Genomic DNA, 23,584 nt, shown 5'->3' with positions numbered 1-23,584 from the left:
ACTTACGTTTAACAGAGCCTATATCAAAAAAATAAGCAGCCCAATTTTGTTGCTAATCGGACTGCTGTTTGGTGTGGTATTTTCCATTTTGTACTTGAAAACCGAACCTGTAGGTTTCTTCATGGATTTTTTTACGGCCAATTCTATTGGGGATTTCCAAATCATTTGGCAGCGAGTCAAATAACGTTTATGAAAGAGAAGATTTCATTATTTTTCAACCTAAACCGTTACCTTCATCACTGGTCCTCTTCCTTTTTCACCCATTCACCTTCATCATTTTTTTCGTACTCATTCTTAACTGCACTCCAGGCAACGGCGAAGTGGGTATCTTCGTCATCGTACTCTTCTTCAGCAGAGTTGAAGGCCTCCATGAAAATTTCTTTGGCATGATGCGGCAAGTTATCCTTCACTCGTTCCGGCAAATCGTCTATGGACTCGTATGGCATAAAGCGAATTCCTCCTTGTCCAGTCATTTGCAGGTTCCTTGAATGTCGAAACCTTGCTATTTAATTTTCCTGTTTCTTATTGATGTAAACCTGATGAGGGTAAGGGATTTCGATACCGTTTTGATCAAGTGTTTCTTTGAGGATTTTCCTCAGCTGCCGTTCAACTTCCCATTGTGCGCCATTTTCCGTTTTTGCAATAACCCTGATCACAACATCCGAAGCTCCTAGGCTTTGAACGCCGATGACGTTTGGACCTTCTTTGACGGCTTCGTTTTCTGCCGCAAATTGATCACAGGCACTTTGCAGGATGGCAGTCGCTTCGTCAATGTTGTCACCGTAGGAAATGCTCATATCGACTAGTGCCCTCATGTTGCCGCGGGAATGATTGCTCAAGCTTGAAATCTCCCGGTTTGGAATGTATATGAGCGTGCCGTCAAATGCCCTCACCTGGGTTGTGCGGAGTCCGACGGATTCGACAATGCCTGAATAACCAGCCATTGTGACGTATTCTTCAACATCAAGCTGTTTTTCAAGCAGCAGAAAAAAACCGGTGACGATATCACTGACAAGCCCCTGTGCACCGAAACCGACGGCAAGCCCGATAATGCCTGCTCCAGCAAGAAGTGCTTTTACGTCGTAATTGAAGATTTCAAAAATCATCACGATAAAGATGAAAATCAGCGTATAAGAGAAAATGTTTTTTGATAATGACGTAAGCGTTTTTGCTCGGGCAGCTGATAAATTATCCCGTTTCTGGACACGGTCAAACGCTGAATCGATCAGCCTGCTGCCGATGCCCTTTACAATTGCGAAGGCGATGAATATCCCGATCAGCTTAAGCAGGATGACCGCAGTGTCCTTCAAAATTTCCGCCCACGCAATGTTTTGTAAAATATCTGAAAAATCCATATAAAAACCTCTCTTTCTGCATCATATCATTTTATTTCCATGAATTTCTCATGGTACACTGTTATTGAAACCGGTTTTCAGTTTATCACACTTTCTTCTTTGATTGTACGGAGAGGGAAGAATCTGTGGAAGTCCTGCATATTTGCCGGGAAAAGGGGAATCCTTAATTTGGATACGATAACAAGAGTTAATTGAATTGTTATTAGTTTACACTAATTATTATTTAACATTGACTAAAAAGTAACTCTTCGTTATAATAACCAGTGTGCAGGACAAACAATTCATTTTTATAGGAGGAGATACATATGGCAGAACGTATGGTAGCGAAACAATCTCCGCGTTTTGAAATGGACGCGGTAATGCCAAACAAGGAGTTCGGTAAAGTAAGCCTTGAGGACATGATGAAGCAGGACAAGTGGACGGTATTGTTCTTCTATCCAATGGACTTCACTTTCGTGTGTCCTACAGAAATCACTGCTCTTTCTGACGCACATGATCAGTTTGAAGACCTTGATGCAGAAGTAATCGGCGTTTCCACTGATACAATTCACACTCATCTGGCGTGGATCAACACATCCCGTGACGACAACGGACTTGGCGATTTGAAATATCCGCTTGCTGCTGATACGAATCATACTGTATCCCGCGACTTCGGTGTCTTGATTGAAGAAGAAGGTATCGCGCTTCGCGGCCTGTTCATCATCAACCCTGAAGGTGAACTTGTATATTCTGTCGTTCACCATAACGATGTCGGACGCAGTGTCGAGGAAACAATCCGTGTCCTTCAAGCACTTCAAACAGGCGGTCTTTGCCCGGCAAACTGGAAGCCTGGCCAGGAAACACTTTAAATCAAAAGCATGCAGTCAAAGCCTGACGAACCGTCGTCAGGCTTTTTTCATTGTTAAACAAATTATAAAATTTAACCGTTGTGGATAAAAAGCCAGAAGGGAATCGTCCAGCTCCAGGCGCCAGCGGCTATCGTCATAAGCGGTGATGCCTCGCTTATGCATACTCTGCTAGGCGGGCGCCTTGCTCATGTGTTCATTTCAGGCATATCAGCAATCAACTCACACCCGCAACTCGTTTCAATCAGGTGGAATTTTTGAAAAAAAGAGAAAATCGAAAATTTTTTGAGAGATATGCATTTTTTTAGGAAAAAACAGCCTGATTTGCCTCTTAATCCTGATGGCAAGATATTTCGAGTATCGATATATTTATATTTACGGCTGTTTTAAAGGAGGGACCTGATTGGATACGTTTAAAAAGTTGAAACAATTTTATTGGCCTTACAAACGTAATTTTTTGCTGTCTATGTTTTTCCTTGTTTTCGTGACAGGAATTACAGTGATTTATCCTATCATCTTACAAGTGACAATCGATAATGTTATCATCGCGGGAAATTATCAATACATTCCTTATCTTTCAATTGGCTTCATCCTCATTATGATGGTGAAGGGGGCTGCTACATATCTTCATCAGTATCTCGGCGATTTATTTGGGATCAAATCGGTGTATGCGTTGCGGAGGGAGCTGTATCAAAAGCTTCAATACCTGCCTTTCCGCTACTATGACAATGCGAAAACCGGTGATTTGATGTCAAGGCTGACAGCCGATGTCGAAGGGTTCCGCTTCTTTCTTTCCTTCGGATTTGCACAGGTACTGAACTTTTTGCTTCTTGTCAGCGTAAGCCTGGCTGTAATGTTTTATTATTCAATACCACTGGCGATCGTGACGCTGGCGGCCCTTCCGTTTCTGGCCGTGGTCGTATATAAATTCGATAAACAGGTTCACCCGGCTTTCCGGGGAATCCGTAAATCGTTCGGGAATTTGAACACAAAAGTACAGGAGAATATAAGCGGTATAAACACGGTCAAATCGTTAAGCAGGGAAGATTTCGAAGTCAATAAATTTGTGGAAAAGAACAAGGATTATAAAGAAAACTATATAACGACTTCCGATATTTGGGCCAAGTATTTTCCGCTCATGGAATTCATCGGCAATATTTCCGTCGTTGCCCTGCTGTCTTTTGGAGGCTATCTTGTCATTTCCGGCGACCTCCAGGTAGGTAAGCTTGTCGCTTTTTTCAGCCTCGTCTGGTATATCATCGGGCCGATTATGAACCTCGGATTCGTCATTAACACATTTTCACAGGCAAAAGCTTCTGGGGAAAGGCTGCTGGAAATATTGGAAGAGGATGAAAAACATACGGAAAAAACAGATGCAATTGCCGGGATGAGGTTGAAGGGGAAAGTTGAGTTTCGCGATGTGACGCTCCAATATACCGAAGAAGACAAACCGGCCTTGCAAAATGTATCCTTTACTGCTGAGCCTGGAAAAACAATCGGATTGATCGGGTCGACCGGGTCAGGCAAAACAAGCATTACACAGCTGATCAGCAGGTTCTATGATCCGGTTGACGGGCAAATATTCATTGATGGGCGCGACATTGATGAATATTCATTGAAAACCCTCCGAAAAAGCATCGGCTTCGTATTGCAGGAACCGTTTTTGTTCTCCTCATCGATAAAGGATAATATCGCATACGGTTCTCCGGATGCGACGATGGACCAAATTATTGACGCTGCTAAGCGAGCCCAGGCACATGAGTTCATTACCGAAATGGAAAATGGATATGATACGATGCTCGGCGAGCGCGGCATGGGTCTATCAGGAGGGCAGAAGCAGCGTGTGTCCATTGCGAGGGCACTGCTGATTGATCCGAGTATCCTCATTCTTGATGATGCTACGAGCGCGGTGGATATGGAAACCGAGTTCAAAATCCAGGAAGCGCTTCAGGAAGTGATGAAAGGGAGGACGACGTTTATTATCGCCCACCGCATCTCTTCTTTAAAACATGCAGATGAGATTCTCGTCTTAGATGACGGTGCAGTGGTGGAACGCGGCTGTCATGAAGAATTACTGGAAAACGGCGGTGCGTATAAACGGATTTATGACATTCAATTCCAGGATCGTGAAAAGATTATTCAGAACAAGGTCAGGCAGGAGGTGGCGGAATGAGTAAAAACACAGTGGAAAAAGCAAGGGAAAATGTTTCCGAACGGACATTGAACCGGTTTCGTTATTCAACTGACCAGGCAATCGAAAAACCGTTCAACTGGTCTCAGATGGCGAGGCTGTTCAGTTATTTGAAACCATACTCCACCAATTTGTTGCCGCTCGCTTTTGTTGCGATGCTCATCTCTACAGCAGTCCGCCTGATTGTGCCGATCTTGATCGGTGTCTACACAATGGATCATGCCATCAAAAATAAAAATTTGCCGCTGTTATGGACCCTTGTAGCTGTTATTAGCGGCCTGTATATTTTGTCATATGCAGCGAACTTGCTCCGGATCCGCTGGATGAACCGGCTCGGCCAGCAAGTCATATACGACTTGCGCCATCATCTTTTTACGCATATCCAGCGGCTCAGCCATCGGTTCTTTGACAACCGTTCGGCCGGTTCGATCCTTGTCCGGATACAGAACGATGTCAATTCATTGCAGGACTTATTCACAAATGGTGTCATCAATCTGTTGATGGATGTCATCATGCTGATTGGCATCGTCGGTATTTTGTTTGCACTCAGCCCAAAGTTGACCCTTGCCATAATGGTCATTTTGCCGATCATGTTTTTTATATCGACCCACCTGCGGAAAACGATCCGCCGTTCCTGGCAAACAGTCAGAATCCGGCAGTCAAAGCTGAATTCACATTTGAATGAAAGCATTCAGGGTATCCGGGTGACCCAGTCTTTCACTCAGGAAAAAGAGAACATGGCTTTTTTCAATGTCGTGAACAGTGAGACGATGGAGAGCTGGCGGGATGCAACCCAGAAGAATGCGATGTTCCGGCCGTTTGTTGAAATGTCTAATGCAGTCGGAACAGCTATTTTAATATGGATAGGGGCGACTTTCATCCAGTCGGGCGAGATCACCATTGGAGTTTTTGTGTCGTTTGCTTTTTATCTTGGCATGTTCTGGGAACCGATTTCCCGGCTCGGACAGGTATACAACCAATTGCTTGTCGGGATGGCCTCTTCTGAAAGGATTTTCGAGTTCCTTGATGAGCAGCCGAACGTGCAAGAGAAGAAAGATCCTGTACCACTTGAAGATATGAAGGGCAGAATTGAACTTGATCATGTCAGTTTTGCATATGATGAGAGGAACAAAGCCCTCGATGATGTCTCGATCATTATTGAACAGGGACAGACGGCGGCGCTCGTCGGCCATACCGGATCAGGCAAATCGACGATCGCCAATCTTGTCACCCGTTTTTACGATGTTACAGAAGGGTCATTGAAGATTGACGGCCATGACATCCGGAACGTGAAGCTGAGTGACTTGCGGACACAAATAAGCATCGTCCTTCAAGATACATTCATTTTTTCAGGGACCATTATTGAAAATATCAGATTCGGCCGGCCGGATGCATCCGATGAAGAGGTGAAAAGGGCAGCTTCAGCAGTCGGTGCGGATAAATTCATATCAAAACTGAGCAACGGTTATGAAACAGAAGTTGAAGAGCGCGGCAATATTTTATCGCAGGGAGAAAGACAGCTTCTTTCTTTCGCGAGGGCATTGCTGGCCGATCCGAAAATCCTCATTCTTGATGAAGCTACTGCCAGCATAGATACGGAGACGGAAATGCAGATTCAGGAAGCGCTGCGGACGTTGCTGAAAGGACGGACAGCTATTATTATCGCCCATAGGCTATCCACAATCAGGGAAGCCGGTAAAATTGTCGTCCTTGACCACGGGAAAAAAATTGAAGAGGGAAATCATGATGAATTGATGGAGCAAGAAGGTGAATACTACCGCCTTGTGAAAGCGCAATTCAATATGCTTGATAAAGGGGCAGCCGGCTGAGTGAGGCCGGCAATTAACCGATTAAAAAGCCGCAGGGGCAATCCTGCGGCTTTTTACTGTACAGGAAAGGATAACCTGTCAGCAGGGAAGTAAGGGGGGATGCGCCCTCTGTCTTCGCAAAAAGGCTCGCCAATCGGCGAGTTTTCAGTATACAGTGAATAACATTCAAAACAGACACAAAAAGGTTTTCCGGACTGATCGGTTACTATTTGGTTATCCGCTGGTTTCCAATATTATTTGAGATTAAGCTTGAGCTATGCCGGGTATAGAATAAAGCGGAAGGACCATCCATTTAACTCATTGTCTTACAAAGAGTAGAACTATGACGGTCATATATGTGAATGTCGTCACAAAATGTTCAAGAATATTTCACTGCACCTTCATTTTTGGGGTTTACCATATACATATAGTGCAAACTTAACTTTTCCTGGGTGGCCAGGAGTGCATCAGGGAGAAAGAGAGGGTTTTAAAAATGGAAATGGACAGCGTATTGCTAAGCAGGATATTGACTTCGGTCACACTTATATTCCATATTATTTTCGCCACGATCGGTGTCGGGGTGCCATTGCTTATCTCCCTGGCTGAATGGATCGGCATTAAACGGAAAGATAATCATTATTTGATGCTCGCCCGCCGCTGGACACGGGGATTTGTCATCACTGTGGCGGTCGGTGTCGTGACAGGGACAGCAATTGGCCTGCAGCTGTCGTTGCTGTGGCCGACTTTCATGCAGGTGGCAGGACAGGTCATAAGCTTGCCTCTTTTCATGGAAACGTTCGCTTTCTTTTTTGAAGCCATTTTCCTAGGAATTTATTTATATACATGGGACCGGTTCAATAAGCCGATTTATCACTGGCTTCTTTCGATTCCGATTGTAATCGGGGCATCCGCTTCTGCTTTTTTCATCACAACCGTCAATGCATTCATGAATACGCCGCAAGGCTTTCTGATTGAGAACGGGGTCATAACGGACATTCAGCCGCTTGCAGCGATGTTTAACCCTGCAACACCGACAAAGGTTGCCCACGTCCTTTCCAGCGCTTACCTTACGTCAGCGTTTGTCCTGGCTGGAATAACGGCCTTTTATATACTTAAGGGCAGGAATACAGTGTATTATCAGAAAGCATTGCGGCTCACTATGGTTGCCGGTTTTCTTTTTGCAGTTGCGACAGCAGTAATCGGAGATTTCTCCGGCAAGTTCCTGGCTGAATATCAGCCTGAAAAACTGGCGGCCGCCGAATGGCACTTTGAAACGGAGGAAGGGGCCGATTTGATTTTGTTTGGTGTCATTGATGAAGACCGAAACATTAACGGCGCCATCCATATCCCGAAAGCATTGAGCATTCTTGCCCACGGCAAGACGGACAGCGAAGTGATCGGCCTGAACGAGTTTCCGCCGGATGAAACACCGCCTCTATGGATTCACTACCTGTTTGATGGAATGGTCATGATCGGGATGTATTTGGCAGGCGTCTCATTCCTCTACATTATCGCATACCGGCTGAAACGCTTTAACCCATTGAATGAATGGCTGCTGAGACTTATTACGGCTGGCGGCCCTCTGGCAATGGTTGCAATTGAACTTGGCTGGATTTTTGCGGAAGTCGGACGCCAGCCCTGGATATTGCGTGGATATATGAAAGTGTCTGAAGGTGCGACCACATCAGATTCCGTCGGTTTGATGCTTGTCCTGTTTGTTGCATTGTATATCGTATTGGGCTGGGTATCTGTCCGTGTTCTCTGGAAGATGTTTAAAAATAACCCGGTTGAGGCTGAGCTGGAGTACAGGTTTAAGGAATAAAAGAGAAAGGGGGAGATCATGAGATGACGATTCAACTGCTGGGCATTACTGTTTTATGGCTGTTCCTTTATGGGTATCTTATCGTGGCATCGATTGATTTCGGTGCCGGATTCTACGCATATTACGGAAAGCTGAAAAAGAAAGAGCATATCATGAATGATATCATCAGCCGATATCTTTCACCTGTATGGGAAATGACAAATGTCTTTTTTGTTTTCTTTTTTGTCGGGCTGATCGGTTTTTTCCCAGATACGGCATATTACTATGGTACGGCTCTGTTGATTCCAGGCAGCATCGTCCTCGTCTTGCTGGCTATTCGGGGTTCGTTTTACGCATTCGGAAACTATGGTTCAAAAGATTCACAGTTATATACGTTTTTATACGGTGCGACCGGTCTGCTCATTCCCGCATCGATGTCGACCGCGTTGACGATGTCTGAAGGAGGTTTCATTGAAGAAACTGGAGGGGAAGTCGTATTTCATGCCGGAGAGCTGTTTACGAGCTTTTACTCCTGGAGTGTCGTATTTCTTGCAATCGTTTCAGTCCTTTTCATCAGTGCATCATTTCTGACGTACTATGCAGACAAAGCCGCAGATGTTCCGGCACTCGAGGAATTGCGGAAATTTGCCCTGTTCTGGAGCCCGCCAGCCATTCTGGCAAGTCTCCTTGTGTTTGCGTCTTTAAAAACACATAACTCTGTCCATTTTGAGCGGATGATCGACTATTCCTGGATGTTTGTGTTATCTCTGATTTTTTTCCTGGCTGCTGTAACGCTAATCTGGAAAAGGAAACATTACGGGACAGCGTTTGTAATGGTGATGTTCCAATTTCTCTTTGCGTTTTTCGGCTATGGGGTTTCCCATTTACCTTATATTTTATATCCGTACATTACGCTGGAATCCGGATTCACAAACTCGACAATGGGGATTGCCCTCGTTATCGCTTTCATAGCAGGACTGTTTCTATTAATTCCATCTCTTATCCTTTTGATGCGATTATTCCTGTTCGATGCTGACTATGTAAAAGGGGAAAAATGATTCCTCAACGGTGTAGGCGTTCTGTCGCCGGCTTTTCAAACAGGGATGCCATCAGGATTTTATCATGATTGAAGAGCGAAGAGGTATTTTCTCAAAATATACGGCAGGAAAATACATGGTGTGTTAAAATATGGTCAGATTGTTTTGCAGCAAAAGTGGAGGAATCGAAAATGAAAAAAGAATTTGCAGTAATAGGCCTTGGCCGTTTTGGCGGCAGTATTTGCCGGGCTCTTGCGAAAGAAGGCATGGAAGTGCTGGCAATCGATATCGATGAGGATCGCGTAAATGAATTCGCTAATACAGCTGCGCATGCAGTCATGGCTGACACGACCGATGAGGCTGTATTGAAGAGCCTCGGTATCCGCAACTTTGAACATGTGATTGTAGCAATCGGAGATAACATCCAGTCAAGTATCCTTACAACACTTATTTTAAAAGAACTGGGTGTCAAACATATTACCGTCAAAGCACAAAATGATTACCATGCAAAAGTTCTCGAAAAAATCGGCGCAGACCGGGTCGTTCATCCGGAAAGGGATATGGGGAACCGGATTGCCCATAATTTGATATCCAACAATGTTTTGGATTATTTGGAGCTTTCGGATGAGCACTCTATCGTTGAATTGATTGCAGGCAAGCAGTTGGACGGGAGGACGCTGATTGAACTTGATATCCGGGCCCGTTACGGCTGTAACGTTGTAGCACTGAAACGTGGACAGGAAATTATTGTGTCTCCAATGGCGAATGAAAAGATCCATGAAGGGGATATTTTGATTGTCATCGGGGCCGATAAGGATCTTACGCGTCTTGAAAAAGGACTTGCTGACGACAGAATGTAAATTGAATAAATAAACATAAAGGAACCGTCCATGATTATGGACGGTTCTTTTTGGTGTTGGATTGGTTCTGCTGACCGGTGCTCTCGGCATTTCGATTGTCCAGCTCCAGGCGCCAGCGGCTATCGTCATAAGCGGTACACTCTTTCAAAGGGAAAGGGCGCCCTTTGTAAGAGCGCCCCGCTTATGCGTACGCCGCTGACCGGCGCCTTCCGCAATTTCTATTGTCCAGCTGCGAGCACCAGCGGCTAGTGACATAAGCGGTGGCCTCCTCAGGAAGGAAAAAACGCCTTCCTGCGGATGCCCCCGCTTATGCATACGCCGCAACCCGGTGCTCTCCGCATTTCTATATTTCCATGATGATTGGCAGGATCATTGGTCTGCGTTTTGTTTTTTCGTATAGGAATGGTGCCAGTGTGTCCGTGATTTCGTTTTTGATTTCGGACCACTGGGTTGTGCGGCGCTCCATCACTTTGTCAAGGTGTTTGGATATAAGCGCCTGGGCGTCATTGATCAAATCTCCGGACTCGCGCATGTAGACGAAACCCCGTGAAATGAGATCTGGACCTGCTGCAATTTTGAATTGCTTCATATCAATGCTGACAACGACGATGACAAGGCCTTCTTCAGAAAGGATTTTCCGGTCGCGAAGGACAATATTTCCGATATCGCCGATTCCGCTGCCGTCAACGTATACAGAGCCTGATGGAATCTTACCGGAAACAGATGCTTTATCGGAACTGAGGGCAAGCACTTCCCCGTTGTCCATAATAAAGGAGTTCTCTTCGGGAACGCCTGTATCCTTCGCCAGCTTCGTGTGCATTTTAAGCATGCGGTATTCCCCGTGTATCGGCATGAAAAATTTCGGATTCATTAACCGGAGCATCAATTTCTGTTCTTCCTGGCTCCCGTGTCCGGAAGTGTGAATATCACTCAACGGCCCGTGAATGACATCTGCGCCCGCCCGGTAGAGGGCGTTGATTGTCCTGGCGACACTGACGGTATTACCTGGAATCGGCGAGGAAGAAAAGACGACAGTGTCACCATGCATGATTTGTATCTGCCGGTGTGTACCGTTGGCAATTCGGGATAGGGCAGCCATCGGTTCACCCTGGCTTCCTGTACAAAGGATGGTCACCTGGTCCGCAGGCAGCCTGTTCAGCTGATGTGCATCAACAAATGTGTTTTTCGGGGCGTTGATGTAGCCAAGTTCCCTTCCGATTTCAATTGTGTTTTCCATACTTCTTCCGAAAACAGCAATTTTGCGGTTTGTTTTCACAGCAGCTTCAACAACCTGCTGCAGGCGGTAAATGTTAGATGCGAACGTCGCAAAGATAATGCGTCCTTCGACTTTGCGGAAGATATCCTGAATATTTTCCCCGACTTTTCGTTCGGACATTGTGAAATTCGGGATTTCACTGTTCGTGCTGTCCGAAAGTAGGCATAAAACGCCTTCCCGCCCGATTTCGGCCATTTTCGTCAAGTTGGCCGGTTCTCCTACCGGAGTGAAGTCAAACTTAAAATCGCCGGTATGGACGATGTTGCCGGGAGGTGTTTTCACGACTACTCCAAGAGAATCGGGGATGCTGTGTGTCGTGCGGAAAAACGATACCGATGTTTTACGGAACTTAATGATATCTTCCTCTTCGATCTCATATAATTTTGCATTCCGCAATAGTCCGTGTTCTTCCAATTTTTTGCGGATCAGGGCAATGGCGAGCTTGCCGCCATATATCGGAATGTTAATTTCCCGCAAAAGGTACGGGATGCCGCCGATATGGTCCTCATGTCCGTGTGTGACAAAAAGGCCTTTGATTTTATTTTCATTTTTTACGAGATAGGTATAGTCAGGGATGACGTAATCGATTCCGAGGAGTTCATCTTCGGGGAACTTAATCCCCGCATCGATCAGGATGATTTCGTCCTGGAATTGAATGCCGTACGTGTTTTTCCCGATTTCTCCTAAACCGCCTAATGCAAACACTGCTGTCTGGTCATTTTTTACAAATTTCATATACTAAAACGTCTCCAATTTAAAATTTTCTGATGCTTGTTCGTATTCAAGAAATGCCCCGTTAATTTCCTGAATGAATTCAATGTTATGGTTTCGTTCTGCCAGCTTTTGGCGGACTTCACGTTCCGAATCCGCTTCTACGTACATGGCGTTTGTACGTTCGCGCACTGGAACCTGGTTCTTATCCTTCTGGTACAATACTTTAAAAATCATTGGTAAATCTCTCCTTGAATGTCCATTTTTGCTTGTATCGTGCTTTTCTTATGTTATTCCCGCTCGCCGCGAAAATAAGGCCGTTTTTTTAAAATGTCAGCTTTCATATGCTTGCACCGGGCATTAACGTTCTCAAAGCTGCTTGACTCAGCTTCTATCCGCATTAAATATATATTACACAATAACAACCGGTGGAAACAAGCATTTAACAGGAAAGTGTTTCTATTTTTTCGAAAAACTTTTTCTCATTTGGACTTTTCTCGCGTTTTTTCTTTAATGTTTCCGCATTTTCGCCCATTTTCCAGGTGATCAGATTATTACTAGTTTAACCCGAAGAGAAGGGGGCATACATGCTTGTTGTGCGCTGCTGTTGACATCTTTGTTCCTATCAAGTACCGTATGATAGGAATTGAGAGCATCAATCATACTGGTGAGGGATGAGAATAAATGAAAGATATAGTTTTTTTCGATATTGACGGTACATTGCTTGATCATGATAAAAAAATACCGGAATCCACAAAACATGCTGTCGACATGCTTAAAAAGTCGGGAGTAGATGTGGCGATTGCTACAGGACGGGCGCCGTTCATGTTCGAGGATATCAGGAATGAACTTGGCATCGACTCTTTTGTAAGTTTTAACGGCCAATATGTCGTTTATCAGGGGGAGGTCATTTATGCCAATCCGCTTGATCGGAATGTGTTGAAACAGGTTGATGAATACGCAGCAGGCTACAGCCATCCGCTTGTTTTTCTCGATCATCAGGGCATGAAGGCAAACGCCAGGCTGCACAGTCATATAAAGGAGAGTATCGGCAGCCTGAAGATGGAACATCCTGAATATGACCCCGATTACTATAAAGATAGAGATATTTATCAGGCTTTGCTGTTCAGTACAGCAGCAGAACAGCATCTTTACGATGGGCGGTTCGATGGGATAAAATTTATCCGCTGGCATGAAAAATCACAGGACATATTGCCGGCGGGAGGATCTAAGGCAAAAGGAATAGAAGTCTTCCTCGGCCAGCTCGGAATACCGAGGAGCCGGGTATATGCCTTTGGTGATGCTCTGAATGACCTGGAGATGCTTCAGTATGCCGGTACCGGGGTTGCAATGGGCAACGCGCTGGCCGAAGTGAAGCAAGCCGCATCTCATGTAACAAAGGACGTGACTGAGGATGGGATATTACACGGCCTTAAAATGGTTGGATTGCTGAAATGATACGGGATGGATATTAATATGAAAAAACGCCGCTGGCCAGCGGCGTTTTTTGTTCAAACAATAGGTCAGCGGTTGATCTCTTTAGCGCCGGCAGGCGGATCGAATGGATTTTCCTGGTCGATATGGTCGTAGAACATGATACCGTTCAAGTGATCAATTTCATGCTGGAAGACGATGGACGGCAATCCCCTCAGCCTCAGCTTCACTTTATTCCCTTCAACATCAGTTCCCTGTACGGTTATCCTGGCATAACGGGGGACAATACCCGGGACATCCCGGTCAACGGAAAGGCATCCTTCGCCGCCGCTCAAATAGCTTTGCTCGACTGAGTGGCTTGAAATCTTGGGATTGAACAGCGCGTAGCTGTATAACCGGTCTTTCTCATCTGTCACATGAACGGCAATCATACGTTTTGGAATATTGATTTGCGGGGCGGCGAGTCCTACACCCGGACGAAGATTGTATTTAGAAGCCATCTCTGGGTCCTGGCTGTTTTTAAGAAATTGCAGCATGTCACTCAATGTTTCCTGTTCCCCGGCGGAAGGCGGCATCCCCACTTCATCTGCTGTTTCGCGCAGAACCGGTTCCCCCTCTTTAATAATATCTTTCATTGTAATCAAGGCGTCATCACTTCCTTTTTCTATCCTCACTTAAACGTTGTTTCACTCTGGTGAATTCTTTCCTTTTATAGTTTAGCATATTTCCGGCCTGTCTTTTAAATGAACAGTTTTTAGAACAGGCTGTTCTTTTTGAACATGATATTTCAAAAATTCATCACAACTTTGTAACCGCTTACCTGCGTTTAGTTACTACAATTAAAGCAGGGGATACAGGGGGTTGTATAAAATGAAGACGGTCGATAAAAGGGCACGGATCACAATTATAACCGGCCATTTCGGAAGCGGCAAAACAGAAATCGCACTGAATATGGCATTTCGGGAAAGAGACACGCATGCAAAAGTGGGGCTTGGCGATTTGGATGTTATCAACCCTTATTTCAGGACAAGGGATTTGCGGAGAGAGCTTGAGCAAAAAGGGATTGATGTCATTGCGCCGGAAGAACGAATCGCACTCTCTGATTTGCCGATTGTGACGGGCCGGCTGCCTGCTGCTATTCATGAACGTGACCGCCGGTTGATTGTTGATGTCGGAGGAGACCGCGATGGCGCTGTTGTCCTTGGCCAATATTACCATGATTTGAAGGATCAGAATTATGAATTTCTGTTTGTCATCAATATCGGGCGGCCTTACACGTCTGGGCCAGATGGGATCATCGATACAATCAGGGCGGTAGAAGAGGCATCCCGGCTTAAAGTAACCGGCCTTATCAATAATGCGAATCTTGCCGGTGAAACGACTCTCGCTTTTATTGAAAAAGGATTGGAAATTGTGGAATATGTCAGTGGTAAAACAGCAATCCCCATTGCCTTTACTGTCATTGACGAAAGGTTTGGCGGCCAAATAAACGCTTTCAAAACCGATAACGAAATTATGCCGATTGTCCGTTACTTGAAAACACCCTGGGAAAATTAAAGGAGGAGATCACATGCTCAAACGGGTCGTTTTTGAAGAAGAGAGATGTAAAGGGTGCGGTCTTTGTGTAAATGAGTGTCCGCAACATATCATCAAGCTTGCTGACAGGATCAATAAAAAAGGCTATCGGCCTGCGGAAGTGATTGACCAGGAAGCATGCACAAGTTGTGCCGCGTGTGCGAGAATTTGTCCTGACGGTGTCATTTCAGTATATAGGCCGGAAAGAAAGAGCTCTGCATCGTGAACAGGGGAGGGGTCGAAATGGAAAAAGTTTTGATGAAAGGCAATGAAGTTCTAGCAGAGGCCGCTGTCCAGGCGGGATGCCATTATTTCTTCGGCTATCCGATCACGCCGCAGAGCGAGCTTGTCGCTTATATGGCCAAAAGGCTGCCTGAAGTCGGAGGCCTGTTCCTCCAGGCTGAAAGCGAAGTATCGGCGATTAATATGGTCTACGGCGCGGCCAGTGCAGGTGTACGGGTAATGACTTCTTCCTCAAGCCCGGGTTTCAGCCTCAAGCAAGAAGGCATTTCTTACCTTGCCGGTGCGGAACTTCCTGCAGTTGTTGTCAACGTGATGCGTGGGGGTCCGGGACTTGGGAATATCCAGCCGGCCCAGTCGGATTATTTCCAGGCTACAAAAGGCGGCGGGCACGGTGATTATCGTGTTCCTGTCCTTGCGCCAGCTTCTTTGCAGGAAATTGTTGAATTGATGCAAGAGGCGTTCGACATAGCCGATTATTATAGAACACCTGTCATACTGCTTGGTGACGGCATGCTCGGCCAGATGATGGAACCGGTCCAGTTTCCGAAGCGGGAAGGAAGGCACTTGCCGGAAAAAGATTGGGCAACAAACGGAACAAGAGGTGATGGGCCGGCAAAAACGGTCACTTCATTGCAACTGAATGCGGCCAACCTGGAAGAGGTCAACAAACGCCTGCAGGAGAAATACGTTAAAATCGAACAAAGTGAAATCAGATACAGCACCTACAAAATCGAAGACGCCGATTACATCCTCGTTGCTTACGGCACCGTATCAAGAATTGTAAGGAATGCTATTGATGCTGCAAGGGAAAATGGAGTGAAAGCAGGGATGATCCGTCCGATTTCTTTATGGCCGTTCCCGGATGAACCGTTTGATGTCATGTCCGGTAACGTGAAAGGATATTTATGTGTAGAAATGAGCGCAGGGCAGATGGTGGAAGATGTGCGGCTAGCGGTAAACGGCCGGGCACCTGTCCATTTCTTTGGCAGGACGGGCGGAGTCGTGCCGGCGCAGGAGGAAATCCTGGAACAAATTATGAATTTGGCCATAGCCGGAGGTGAGCGCATTGAAAGCCGTGTTTGAAAGGACGAAAGGTTTGAAGGAAGCTGATACTCATTATTGTCCGGGATGTACACATGGGATCATTCACCGCCTCGTCGGAGAAGTGATGGAAGAAATGGGGATTCTGGAGGATACCGTCGGTGTGGCTTCGGTCGGCTGTTCGGTGCTTTCCTATGAATACTTCAATTGCGATATGACCCAGGCTGCGCACGGTCGCGCCCCGGCAGTTGCAACAGGTTTGAAAAGAGTGCTTCCTGAAGACAGGTTTGTTTTTACGTATCAGGGTGACGGCGACCTTGCTTCAATCGGCATGGCAGAAATCGTCCATGCAGCGGCAAGGGGGGAAAATATCACTGTCATTTTTGTTAACAATGCCATCTACGGTATGACTGGAGGGCAAATGGCGCCGACCTCGCTCGTCGGCCAGGTGACAGCAACGACACCTGCAGGCCGCAGCACGTCGGTCCAGGGGTCACCGATCCGTGTTTCCGAAATGCTCGCAACCCTTGACGGATCTGCATACATTGAGAGGGCATCGGTAAACAGCGGGCCGAATATCATCAAAGCCAAAAAAGCGATTCGCAAAGCATTTGAAACCCAAAAAAATAAGCAGGGTTTTTCACTTGTTGAAGTGTTGTCCACCTGTCCGACAAACTGGGGAATGTCACCGGACGAGGCTCTCGGCTGGGTGAAGGATGAGATGATGCCGGTCTATCCTCTCGGTGTGTATAAGGATACAGGAGGCGGTGCGCGATGAAAGAAGAAATCGTAATTGCCGGTTTTGGCGGCCAGGGTGTCATGACGATGGGACAACTGCTCGCATATGCAGGTATGATTCAAGGAAAAGAGGTATCGTGGCTGCCTTCATACGGACCGGAGCAGCGCGGCGGCACTGCCAATGTGCAGGTTGTCATCAGCGATGATTTGATCGGTTCGCCAATCTTCACATATTCTTCTTCCGCAATCGTCCTGAACAACCCGTCGTTTCACAAGTTCGAACCGCTTGTAAGGGCAGGTGGAGTGCTGGTGGTGAATCGTTCCCTTGTTGATTCTGTATCAGAACGGCAAGACTTGATATCCGTTTACATTCCGGCTACTGAGGCCGCTTTGGAGCTCGGGGAAGCCAAAACTGCCAATATCATTTTATTGGGCGCTTTGCTCGAACTGACGGGCGCCGCCGATGAATCGGCAATTATTGGGGCGATGGAAAAATTATTTTCAAACAAAAACCCACAGATTCTTGAGCTTAACAAAAAAGCACTGGAGAAAGGGATGGAATTGGCGGCAAAGCAGCAGACTGTCAAGCCCTGAGCGGTTAAAGATAAATAACAGGAAGCATGATGCCTGTTTGCCATCTGGTGCAATTGTGAATGACGAAGGCTTGCCTGGCTGTCCGGCAAGCCTTTTTTTTCTTGCTGTTAAGGAAATTATAAAATGTAAGCGTTGTGGATAAAAAGCCGGAAGAGAATCGTCCAGCTCCAGGCGCCAGCGGCTATCGTCATAAGCGGTGATCCCCATCCGGGAGGAAAGAGCACCTCCCTGCGGGAATCCCCGCTTATGCGTACGCCGCTACGCATTTGTTCCCCATATGGAAAGTGCAAATTGTCAGCGAGGAAGTTTTTGCTATTTGATGTGATTAAAAGTGTAATTTGAAGTGTTAAATACTGAATTAGGCTAAAACAAACAGGAGAATCATTTTGTTCATTCAGTTAAAAGGCAGATTAGCGGATTAAGGAAGGACTTTGTTCTCTATACATAGCACTATGAAACGGGGAGTTGATTTCTGCTTCAGGGGGCTAGCCTGCAGCGGAAAGGAACGGGTAAGCTCCAGAATATCCTGTGATAATATTCATAAAATATTGTTCCGGTAAAGGGTGCTGTAATGGAATAACTTCTTACAAATGAAAAGCCCAGCGCCCAAAGTTATTGTGCTGCTTATTGTACAATTTAAGCTGTGAATTCAATTGTGCTATACGAGGTATAGGTTTTCTCCAAAACACCTGAACTACTTTCAATAGCCTTTTCATATTTGGCTGGATATCAACCATAAAACTGCTGTTTAATCCCTGAAAAAAGAAATAAACTTTATTAGATTGTTTTAGCAATCACAGCCCGGTTTTGCTAAAATAGGAAATGGTTTAATTTTTAGTATGCATTTTAAGCTGTGTCGCATACAATGGAATAGGACAGGCATAAATTAGGGAGGAGCTGTCAGATGAAACGCAATTTTATAGCAGCAATCGCCGGGGTTTCTTTTTTCCTTGGGGGATGCAGTATCGGCACGCAGCCAGAAGAAGAAATCTATCAGGCACTGGAGAGCGCTGTTGAGCAGGAAGAGCAATTTGAAAAACAGCAGGAACCGTTATCTGAAGCTGAGGAAAAAGAACAGCAGCTTTATAATGAAATTGTCGGATTGAAAATGGAGGAATTTGACAAGATCTCCAGTTTGTCAAAAGAAGCTGAAACACTTGCCGGAAAACGGAAAGAAATGATTGAAAAAGAGAAGGAAAGCATTGAGGCTTCCAGGGAAGAATTCAGCAAGGTGGAGGAGCTTGCCGGTGAGCTCGAGGACGATCAGTTAAAAAAGAAAGCTGCTGAGCTTTCATCTTATATGAATGACAGGTACGACGCTTATGCAGCACTCTATGATGCATACAGCAAAGCAATTGAGCATGATCTCGAACTTTATGGAATGTTCCAGGATAAAGAGCTGAAACTTGAAGAGCTGAAAAAGCATATTGAAGAAGTGAATAAAAGTTATGACAGTGTAATGGAAGCAAATAAAGTATTCAATGACCTGACTGAGAAATACAATAAGTCAAAAAGAGAGTTCTATAAAATGGCCGATCTTGATGTCCAGCTCGAAGGCCAGGAAAAAGAACAGAATGCATCTGAATAAATGACTGACAGGGAGCGGAATTTCCGTTCCCTGTTTTTTTATTGTTAAGGAAATTATAAAATTTTTGCGTCGTGGATTAAAAAGCCAGGAAGGAGTCAACCAGCTCCAGGCGCCAGCGGCTATCGTTATAAGCGGTGATCCCCTCGGGAAGGAAGACCCTCCTTCCTGCGGGTACCCCCGCTTATGCGTACGCCGCTAAGCGGGGCGCCTTGCGCTTTTGTTCCAATATACGAAAGTATAACTTGTGAGCAAGGGAGCATTTCGACGCAGTGGCCAATTTTAAGAATACAGATAAGGGCGATTAGGCCTCTGTCTTCGCCTAAAGGCTTGCCATCGGCGAGTTTTCTCTATGTATTTGGAACAGTTTCAGCCTTTGAACCATTTGCAGGCCCCGTTCTGCCCGCCATACGACTGTGTCTGTTGGCTGTCGATTATCTGAGCCGTTTTCCCTCCGTTCATCGGCTTCAGGAAGGACCGGAATAATTGTTTAAAATATAGTATTTAAGGCAAAACAGAAGGTGGGAATGTTTAAACGTCAAGAAGGTATAACTTTATTGATATAAGTTTCGCGTCACGGCTGCGAGTTTATATAATACAGGTGAAAAATTATACTAATACAGCGCTGTTTCTGTAGTGTTTCTTTGTGAACACCATGTGAACGGATAATCCCAATTCCTTTAAAAGCAAAGATATTGACGGATGAAAATGGAATAGTGTAAACTGGTTTTTGTACTTAAGGTGTATTAATTTTACTGGATGAATGATTGATACAGTTTGAAGTGGGCGTATGTAAAACACTGGATTTCAACGGCAGATCCTGATTGATTCACAGGATGCAAACAGGTCTGGATGATAAAACAGTTTTTTTTATACCATCCTATCTTTTGGACACCCTATTCTTGTATGGTTTTCATTCTGTTGATTTCATTCAAAGTTAGGATTATTGCTTCTATAAATAAGGAAGAGGTGAAGGTAATGGAAAACAAAGTTCTTCAAAACGTTGAAGAGCAGTACAAGACTTTTCAGATCCTGAATGAAGATGGAGAGGTAGTGAACGAGGAAGCGATGCCGGAGCTTTCTGATGAGAAGCTTCGCGAATTGATGACCCGTATGGTGTACACAAGAATTCTTGACCAGCGCTCCATTTCGCTGAACCGCCAGGGCAGACTCGGCTTCTATGCCCCTACGGCAGGCCAGGAAGCATCACAGCTCGGCAGCCAATATGCCCTTACCAAAGACGATTATATCCTACCTGGTTATCGGGATGTTCCTCAGCTTATCTGGCATGGTTTGCCGCTTTATAAAGCATTCTTATTCTCACGCGGCCACTTCCAGGGAAATCAGATGCCTGAAGGTGTCAACGCACTGCCTCCGCAAATTATCATCGGTGCGCAGATCACCCAGACTGCCGGTGTGGCACTTGGAATGAAGAAGCGGGGCAAAGATGCTGTAGCTGTCACATATACCGGAGACGGCGGATCATCACAGGGCGACTTCTATGAAGGCATCAACTTTGCGGGAGCATTTGATGCCCCGGCTATTTTCTTTGTCCAGAATAACCGCTTTGCCATTTCCACTCCTGTAGAAGCCCAGACAAAAGCAAAAACGATTGCTCAAAAAGCTGTTGCAGCCGGTATTGAAGGTCTGCAGGTGGACGGAATGGATGTCCTTGCCGTGTACGCGGCTACAAAAGCTGCCCGAGAACGTGCGGTTAACGGTGAAGGGCCGACATTGATTGAAACGATGACATACCGTTACGGACCACATACAATGGCTGGTGACGATCCAACACGTTACCGTACAGAAGACCTTGACAATGAGTGGGAAAAGAAAGATCCGCTCGTAAGGTTCAGAAAGTACCTGGATAAGAAAGGCTTATGGTCTGAAGAAGATGAAAACGAAGTGGTGGAACGAGCAAAGGATGAAATCAAAGCGGCCATCAAAAAGGCGGATGAAGCACCAAAACAAAAAGTTACAGATCTGATCGACATCATGTATGAAGAGCTGCCGCAGAACCTGGCGGAGCAGCGTGAAGAATATAAAGCAAAGGAGTCGAAGTAAGCCATGGCCCAAATGACAATGATCCAGGCAATCACTGATGCGATGCGCACCGAATTGAAAAATGACGAAAATGTCCTTGTTTTCGGTGAAGACGTTGGCGTGAATGGAGGAGTCTTCCGCGCAACTGAAGGACTGCAGAAAGAATTTGGGGAAGACCGTGTTTTCGATACTCCGCTTGCAGAGTCCGGAATCGGCGGAATGTCAATCGGCCTTGCGCTTCAGGGGTACAGGCCGGTGCCTGAAATCCAATTCTTCGGTTTCGTGTATGAAACGATGGATGCCATCTCGGGACAAATGGCGCGACTCCGTTATCGGACAGGCGGTTCAGTGAACATGCCGATCACCGTACGCTCCCCGTTCGGAGGAGGTGTCAAAACGCCTGAATTGCATGCGGACAGCCTTGAAGGCCTTATGGCGCAACAGCCTGGCTTGAAAGTGGTAATCCCTTCCACCCCGTACGATGCAAAAGGGCTGCTGATTTCGGCCATCCGCGACAATGACCCGGTCATTTTCCTTGAACATATGAAACTTTACCGTTCTTTCCGCGGTGAAGTGCCGGAAGAAGAATATACAATTCCAATCGGAAAAGCTGATTTGAAGCGGGAAGGAACGGATATCACGATTGTGGCATATGGGGCAATGGTGCAGTCCTCCCTGAAGGCAGCCGAGGAGCTGGAGAAAGAAGGCATAAATGCAGAAGTCATTGACCTTCGCACGGTTAGCCCGCTGGATATCGAAACCATCATCAAATCAGTTGAAAAGACGAACAGAGCTATTGTGGTCCAGGAAGCGCAAAAGCAGGCAGGGGTAGCCGCTAACGTTGTCGCTGAAATCAATGACCGCGCAATTTTGAGTCTAGAAGCCCCTGTGCTGCGCGTGACGGCGCCTGACACTGTATTCCCGTTCTCACAGGCTGAAGACGTGTGGCTTCCAAACTATCAAGATATCGTAGACAAAGCAAAAACCGTCATTAACTTCTAAGGATGCTTGAGTAGTGTCTAATGCACGGCGGAAAGATAGAACGGTTCTCCATAAGCCGGGCATCAGATTTCATCCAGAGATGAAAAGATCAGCAGTAAAAAGATTAGGAGGCGAAGACAGTGGCATTTGAATTTAAATTGCCTGATATTGGTGAAGGTATCCACGAAGGTGAAATCGTCAAGTGGTTCGTAAAAGCCGGCGATGAAATCAAAGAAGACGATGTACTGTGTGAAGTGCAAAATGATAAAGCGGTCGTTGAAATCCCCAGCCCTGTAGAAGGTACTGTCAAGGAAGTGAAAGTGGAGGAAGGCACGGTCGCAACCGTCGGCGATGTCATCGTGACCATTGATGCAGAGGGATATGAAGATGCAGGCGGCGAAGAGCCGGAGCAGCCAAAAGCCGATGAAGAGTCAGCAAAAGTAGCTGAGGAAGAGAAGCAGGGCGAACAAGACGAAAAAGGCAAACAAGACGAACAAAAAGACCAGCCGGCTGCCAGCGATGAAGGTAAAATCGTCAATGACAGAGTAATCGCCATGCCGTCTGTCAGGAAGCATGCACGCGATAAAGATGTAGATATCCGCAAAGTTCAAGGTTCAGGAAAAAACGGCCGTATTCTGAAAGAAGATATCGACAGCTATCTTTCCGGAGGGCAGAAGACTGCGGAAGCGAAAGAAGAAGAAGCGCCTGAAACTGCAGCCGAAGGAGGAAAAGAGGCACCGAAAGCTGAGGTTCCTGCCGGACAGTATCCGGAAACACGCGAAAAAATGAGCGGCATCCGCCGTGCAATCGCAAAAGCTATGGTAAACTCCAAGCATACAGCTCCACATGTTACGCTCATGGACGAAGTGGATGTGACAAAGCTGGTTGCACACCGCAAAAGATTCAAACAAGTGGCAGCAGACCGGGGAATCAAGCTCACTTATCTCCCTTATGTCGTCAAAGCGTTGACTTCAGCAGCAAGGGAGTTCCCGATCTTGAATACGTCACTTGATGATGAAACAGACGAATTGGTCCACAAGCATTATTACAATATTGGTATTGCAGCGGATACCGACCAGGGCTTGCTCGTACCGGTTGTGAAGGATGCTGACCGCAAATCCATGTTTTCCATCTCGGATGAAATCAACCAGCTCGCTGAGAAAGCACGTACAGGCAAGCTCGGGTCAGATGAAATGAAGGGTGCATCTGTTACCATCACGAATATCGGTTCAGCAGGAGGCCAGTGGTTCACACCAGTCATCAACCATCCTGAAGTTGCAATTCTAGGAATCGGTCGAATTGCCGAAAAGCCGGTTGTACGTGACGGCGAAATTGTTGCAGCACCGGTTCTGGCTCTGTCCTTGAGCTTTGACCATCGCGTAATTGATGGAGCAACTGCCCAGAATGCATTGAATCACATCAAGCGTTTGCTGAATGATCCAGAACTTTTAGTAATGGAGGCGTAA

22 protein-coding genes are annotated in these 23,584 nt (G+C 46.0%); 17 read left to right on the top strand and 5 right to left on the bottom strand.

Annotation, left to right across the window (positions count from 1 at the left end; all coding sequences use genetic code 11):
* The coding region (locus A4U59_RS21985; RefSeq protein WP_211274906.1) for a hypothetical protein at nucleotides 1-184 on the top strand (184 nt) is incomplete at its 5' end.
* Nucleotides 185-236: 52 nt separating this feature from the next.
* Here A4U59_RS21985 and A4U59_RS06035 read toward each other — a convergent pair.
* Both A4U59_RS06035 and A4U59_RS06030 read right to left on the bottom strand, forming a co-directional pair.
* Nucleotides 237-446 (bottom strand): ChaB family protein, encoded by a 210-nt coding sequence (locus A4U59_RS06035; protein WP_066176477.1) that lies wholly within the window; start codon nucleotides 444-446, stop codon nucleotides 237-239.
* A gap of 60 nt (nucleotides 447-506) precedes the next feature.
* Nucleotides 507-1,355, bottom strand: a complete 849-nt coding sequence (locus tag A4U59_RS06030) for a mechanosensitive ion channel family protein (RefSeq protein ID WP_066176474.1) — start codon at nucleotides 1,353-1,355, stop codon at nucleotides 507-509.
* A gap of 305 nt (nucleotides 1,356-1,660) precedes the next feature.
* Here A4U59_RS06030 and A4U59_RS06025 point away from each other — a divergent pair, with 305 nt between their 5' ends.
* The 6 genes from A4U59_RS06025 (at nucleotide 1,661) to A4U59_RS06000 (ending at nucleotide 9,897) form a co-directional block, all read left to right on the top strand.
* Complete coding sequence (locus tag A4U59_RS06025; RefSeq protein ID WP_066176470.1) at nucleotides 1,661-2,203, top strand: peroxiredoxin; 543 nt, start codon at nucleotides 1,661-1,663, stop codon at nucleotides 2,201-2,203.
* A 400-nt stretch (nucleotides 2,204-2,603) separates the two neighbouring features.
* A complete protein-coding gene (locus A4U59_RS06020) occupies nucleotides 2,604-4,373 on the top strand; it encodes an ABC transporter ATP-binding protein (RefSeq protein ID WP_066176467.1) in 1,770 nt (589 codons plus the stop codon).
* The gene (locus A4U59_RS06015; protein ID WP_066176465.1) at nucleotides 4,370-6,220 is read left to right on the top strand and encodes an ABC transporter ATP-binding protein; all 1,851 of its coding nucleotides are present in this window, start codon (nucleotides 4,370-4,372) and stop codon (nucleotides 6,218-6,220) included. Before A4U59_RS06020 ends, A4U59_RS06015 begins: the two co-directional genes overlap by 4 nt.
* Before the next feature lie 472 nt (nucleotides 6,221-6,692).
* Nucleotides 6,693-8,021, top strand: a complete 1,329-nt coding sequence (locus tag A4U59_RS06010) for a cytochrome ubiquinol oxidase subunit I (protein ID WP_066176462.1) — start codon at nucleotides 6,693-6,695, stop codon at nucleotides 8,019-8,021.
* Nucleotides 8,022-8,044: 23 nt separating this feature from the next.
* Nucleotides 8,045-9,058 (top strand): cytochrome d ubiquinol oxidase subunit II, encoded by a 1,014-nt coding sequence (locus A4U59_RS06005; protein WP_066176459.1) that lies wholly within the window; start codon nucleotides 8,045-8,047, stop codon nucleotides 9,056-9,058.
* Nucleotides 9,059-9,228: 170 nt separating this feature from the next.
* Nucleotides 9,229-9,897 carry a potassium channel family protein gene (locus A4U59_RS06000; protein ID WP_066176457.1) on the top strand — a complete coding sequence of 223 codons (669 nt, stop codon included), beginning with the start codon at nucleotides 9,229-9,231 and terminating at the stop codon, nucleotides 9,895-9,897.
* 343 nt (nucleotides 9,898-10,240) lie between these two features.
* Here A4U59_RS06000 and rnjA read toward each other — a convergent pair whose 3' ends face one another.
* Together rnjA and A4U59_RS05990 are read right to left on the bottom strand one after the other, a co-directional pair.
* Nucleotides 10,241-11,908, bottom strand: a complete 1,668-nt coding sequence (gene rnjA, locus A4U59_RS05995; protein ID WP_066176455.1) for a ribonuclease J1 — start codon at nucleotides 11,906-11,908, stop codon at nucleotides 10,241-10,243.
* Nucleotides 11,909-11,911: 3 nt separating this feature from the next.
* Entirely contained in the window at nucleotides 11,912-12,121 is a 210-nt protein-coding gene (locus A4U59_RS05990) for a DNA-dependent RNA polymerase subunit epsilon (protein ID WP_066176450.1), read from the bottom strand.
* Between the two features lie 447 nt (nucleotides 12,122-12,568).
* Between A4U59_RS05990 and A4U59_RS05985 the strand changes: the two genes are divergently transcribed.
* On the top strand, nucleotides 12,569-13,342 hold the full coding sequence (locus A4U59_RS05985; protein ID WP_066176448.1) for a Cof-type HAD-IIB family hydrolase: 774 nt from the start codon (nucleotides 12,569-12,571) through the stop codon (nucleotides 13,340-13,342).
* A 65-nt stretch (nucleotides 13,343-13,407) separates the two neighbouring features.
* On the opposite strand, the gene def is transcribed toward A4U59_RS05985, so the two are convergent.
* Complete coding sequence (gene def / locus A4U59_RS05980) at nucleotides 13,408-13,962, bottom strand: peptide deformylase (protein ID WP_066176445.1); 555 nt, start codon at nucleotides 13,960-13,962, stop codon at nucleotides 13,408-13,410.
* Nucleotides 13,963-14,188: 226 nt separating this feature from the next.
* Between def and A4U59_RS05975 the strand changes: the two genes are divergently transcribed.
* The 9 genes from A4U59_RS05975 to A4U59_RS05935 all read left to right on the top strand — a co-directional run bounded on the left by A4U59_RS05975 (nucleotide 14,189) and on the right by A4U59_RS05935 (nucleotide 23,584).
* Nucleotides 14,189-14,875, top strand: coding sequence for a hypothetical protein (locus tag A4U59_RS05975; RefSeq protein WP_066176440.1), 687 nt, complete (start codon nucleotides 14,189-14,191; stop codon nucleotides 14,873-14,875).
* A 13-nt stretch (nucleotides 14,876-14,888) separates the two neighbouring features.
* Nucleotides 14,889-15,119 (top strand): ferredoxin family protein, encoded by a 231-nt coding sequence (locus tag A4U59_RS05970; protein WP_066176438.1) that lies wholly within the window; start codon nucleotides 14,889-14,891, stop codon nucleotides 15,117-15,119.
* 17 nt (nucleotides 15,120-15,136) lie between these two features.
* Nucleotides 15,137-16,219: a 3-methyl-2-oxobutanoate dehydrogenase subunit VorB gene (locus tag A4U59_RS05965; RefSeq protein ID WP_066176435.1), complete on the top strand. Its 1,083-nt coding sequence runs from the start codon at nucleotides 15,137-15,139 to the stop codon at nucleotides 16,217-16,219.
* Nucleotides 16,212-16,955: a thiamine pyrophosphate-dependent enzyme gene (locus tag A4U59_RS05960; RefSeq protein ID WP_245680502.1), complete on the top strand. Its 744-nt coding sequence runs from the start codon at nucleotides 16,212-16,214 to the stop codon at nucleotides 16,953-16,955. The genes A4U59_RS05965 and A4U59_RS05960 overlap by 8 nt, the downstream gene beginning before the upstream one ends.
* Nucleotides 16,952-17,509 (top strand): 2-oxoacid:ferredoxin oxidoreductase subunit gamma family protein, encoded by a 558-nt coding sequence (locus A4U59_RS05955; RefSeq protein WP_066176429.1) that lies wholly within the window; start codon nucleotides 16,952-16,954, stop codon nucleotides 17,507-17,509. The genes A4U59_RS05960 and A4U59_RS05955 overlap by 4 nt, the downstream gene beginning before the upstream one ends.
* A gap of 904 nt (nucleotides 17,510-18,413) precedes the next feature.
* Nucleotides 18,414-19,097, top strand: coding sequence for a YkyA family protein (locus tag A4U59_RS05950; protein WP_066176426.1), 684 nt, complete (start codon nucleotides 18,414-18,416; stop codon nucleotides 19,095-19,097).
* 975 nt (nucleotides 19,098-20,072) lie between these two features.
* Entirely contained in the window at nucleotides 20,073-21,158 is a 1,086-nt protein-coding gene (gene pdhA, locus A4U59_RS05945) for a pyruvate dehydrogenase (acetyl-transferring) E1 component subunit alpha (RefSeq protein ID WP_066176423.1), read from the top strand.
* 3 nt (nucleotides 21,159-21,161) lie between these two features.
* Nucleotides 21,162-22,139, top strand: a complete 978-nt coding sequence (locus A4U59_RS05940) for an alpha-ketoacid dehydrogenase subunit beta (protein ID WP_066176420.1) — start codon at nucleotides 21,162-21,164, stop codon at nucleotides 22,137-22,139.
* Nucleotides 22,140-22,258: 119 nt separating this feature from the next.
* Nucleotides 22,259-23,584, top strand: coding sequence for a dihydrolipoamide acetyltransferase family protein (locus tag A4U59_RS05935; protein WP_066176417.1), 1,326 nt, complete (start codon nucleotides 22,259-22,261; stop codon nucleotides 23,582-23,584).

The sequence above is a fragment of the Bacillus marinisedimentorum genome (assembly GCF_001644195.2).
GTDB lineage: Bacteria > Bacillota > Bacilli > Bacillales > Bacillaceae_O > Bacillus_BL > Bacillus_BL marinisedimentorum.
The sequence above is the reverse complement of the archived record's forward strand: the minus strand, read 5'-3'. Positions and strand labels throughout refer to the sequence as shown.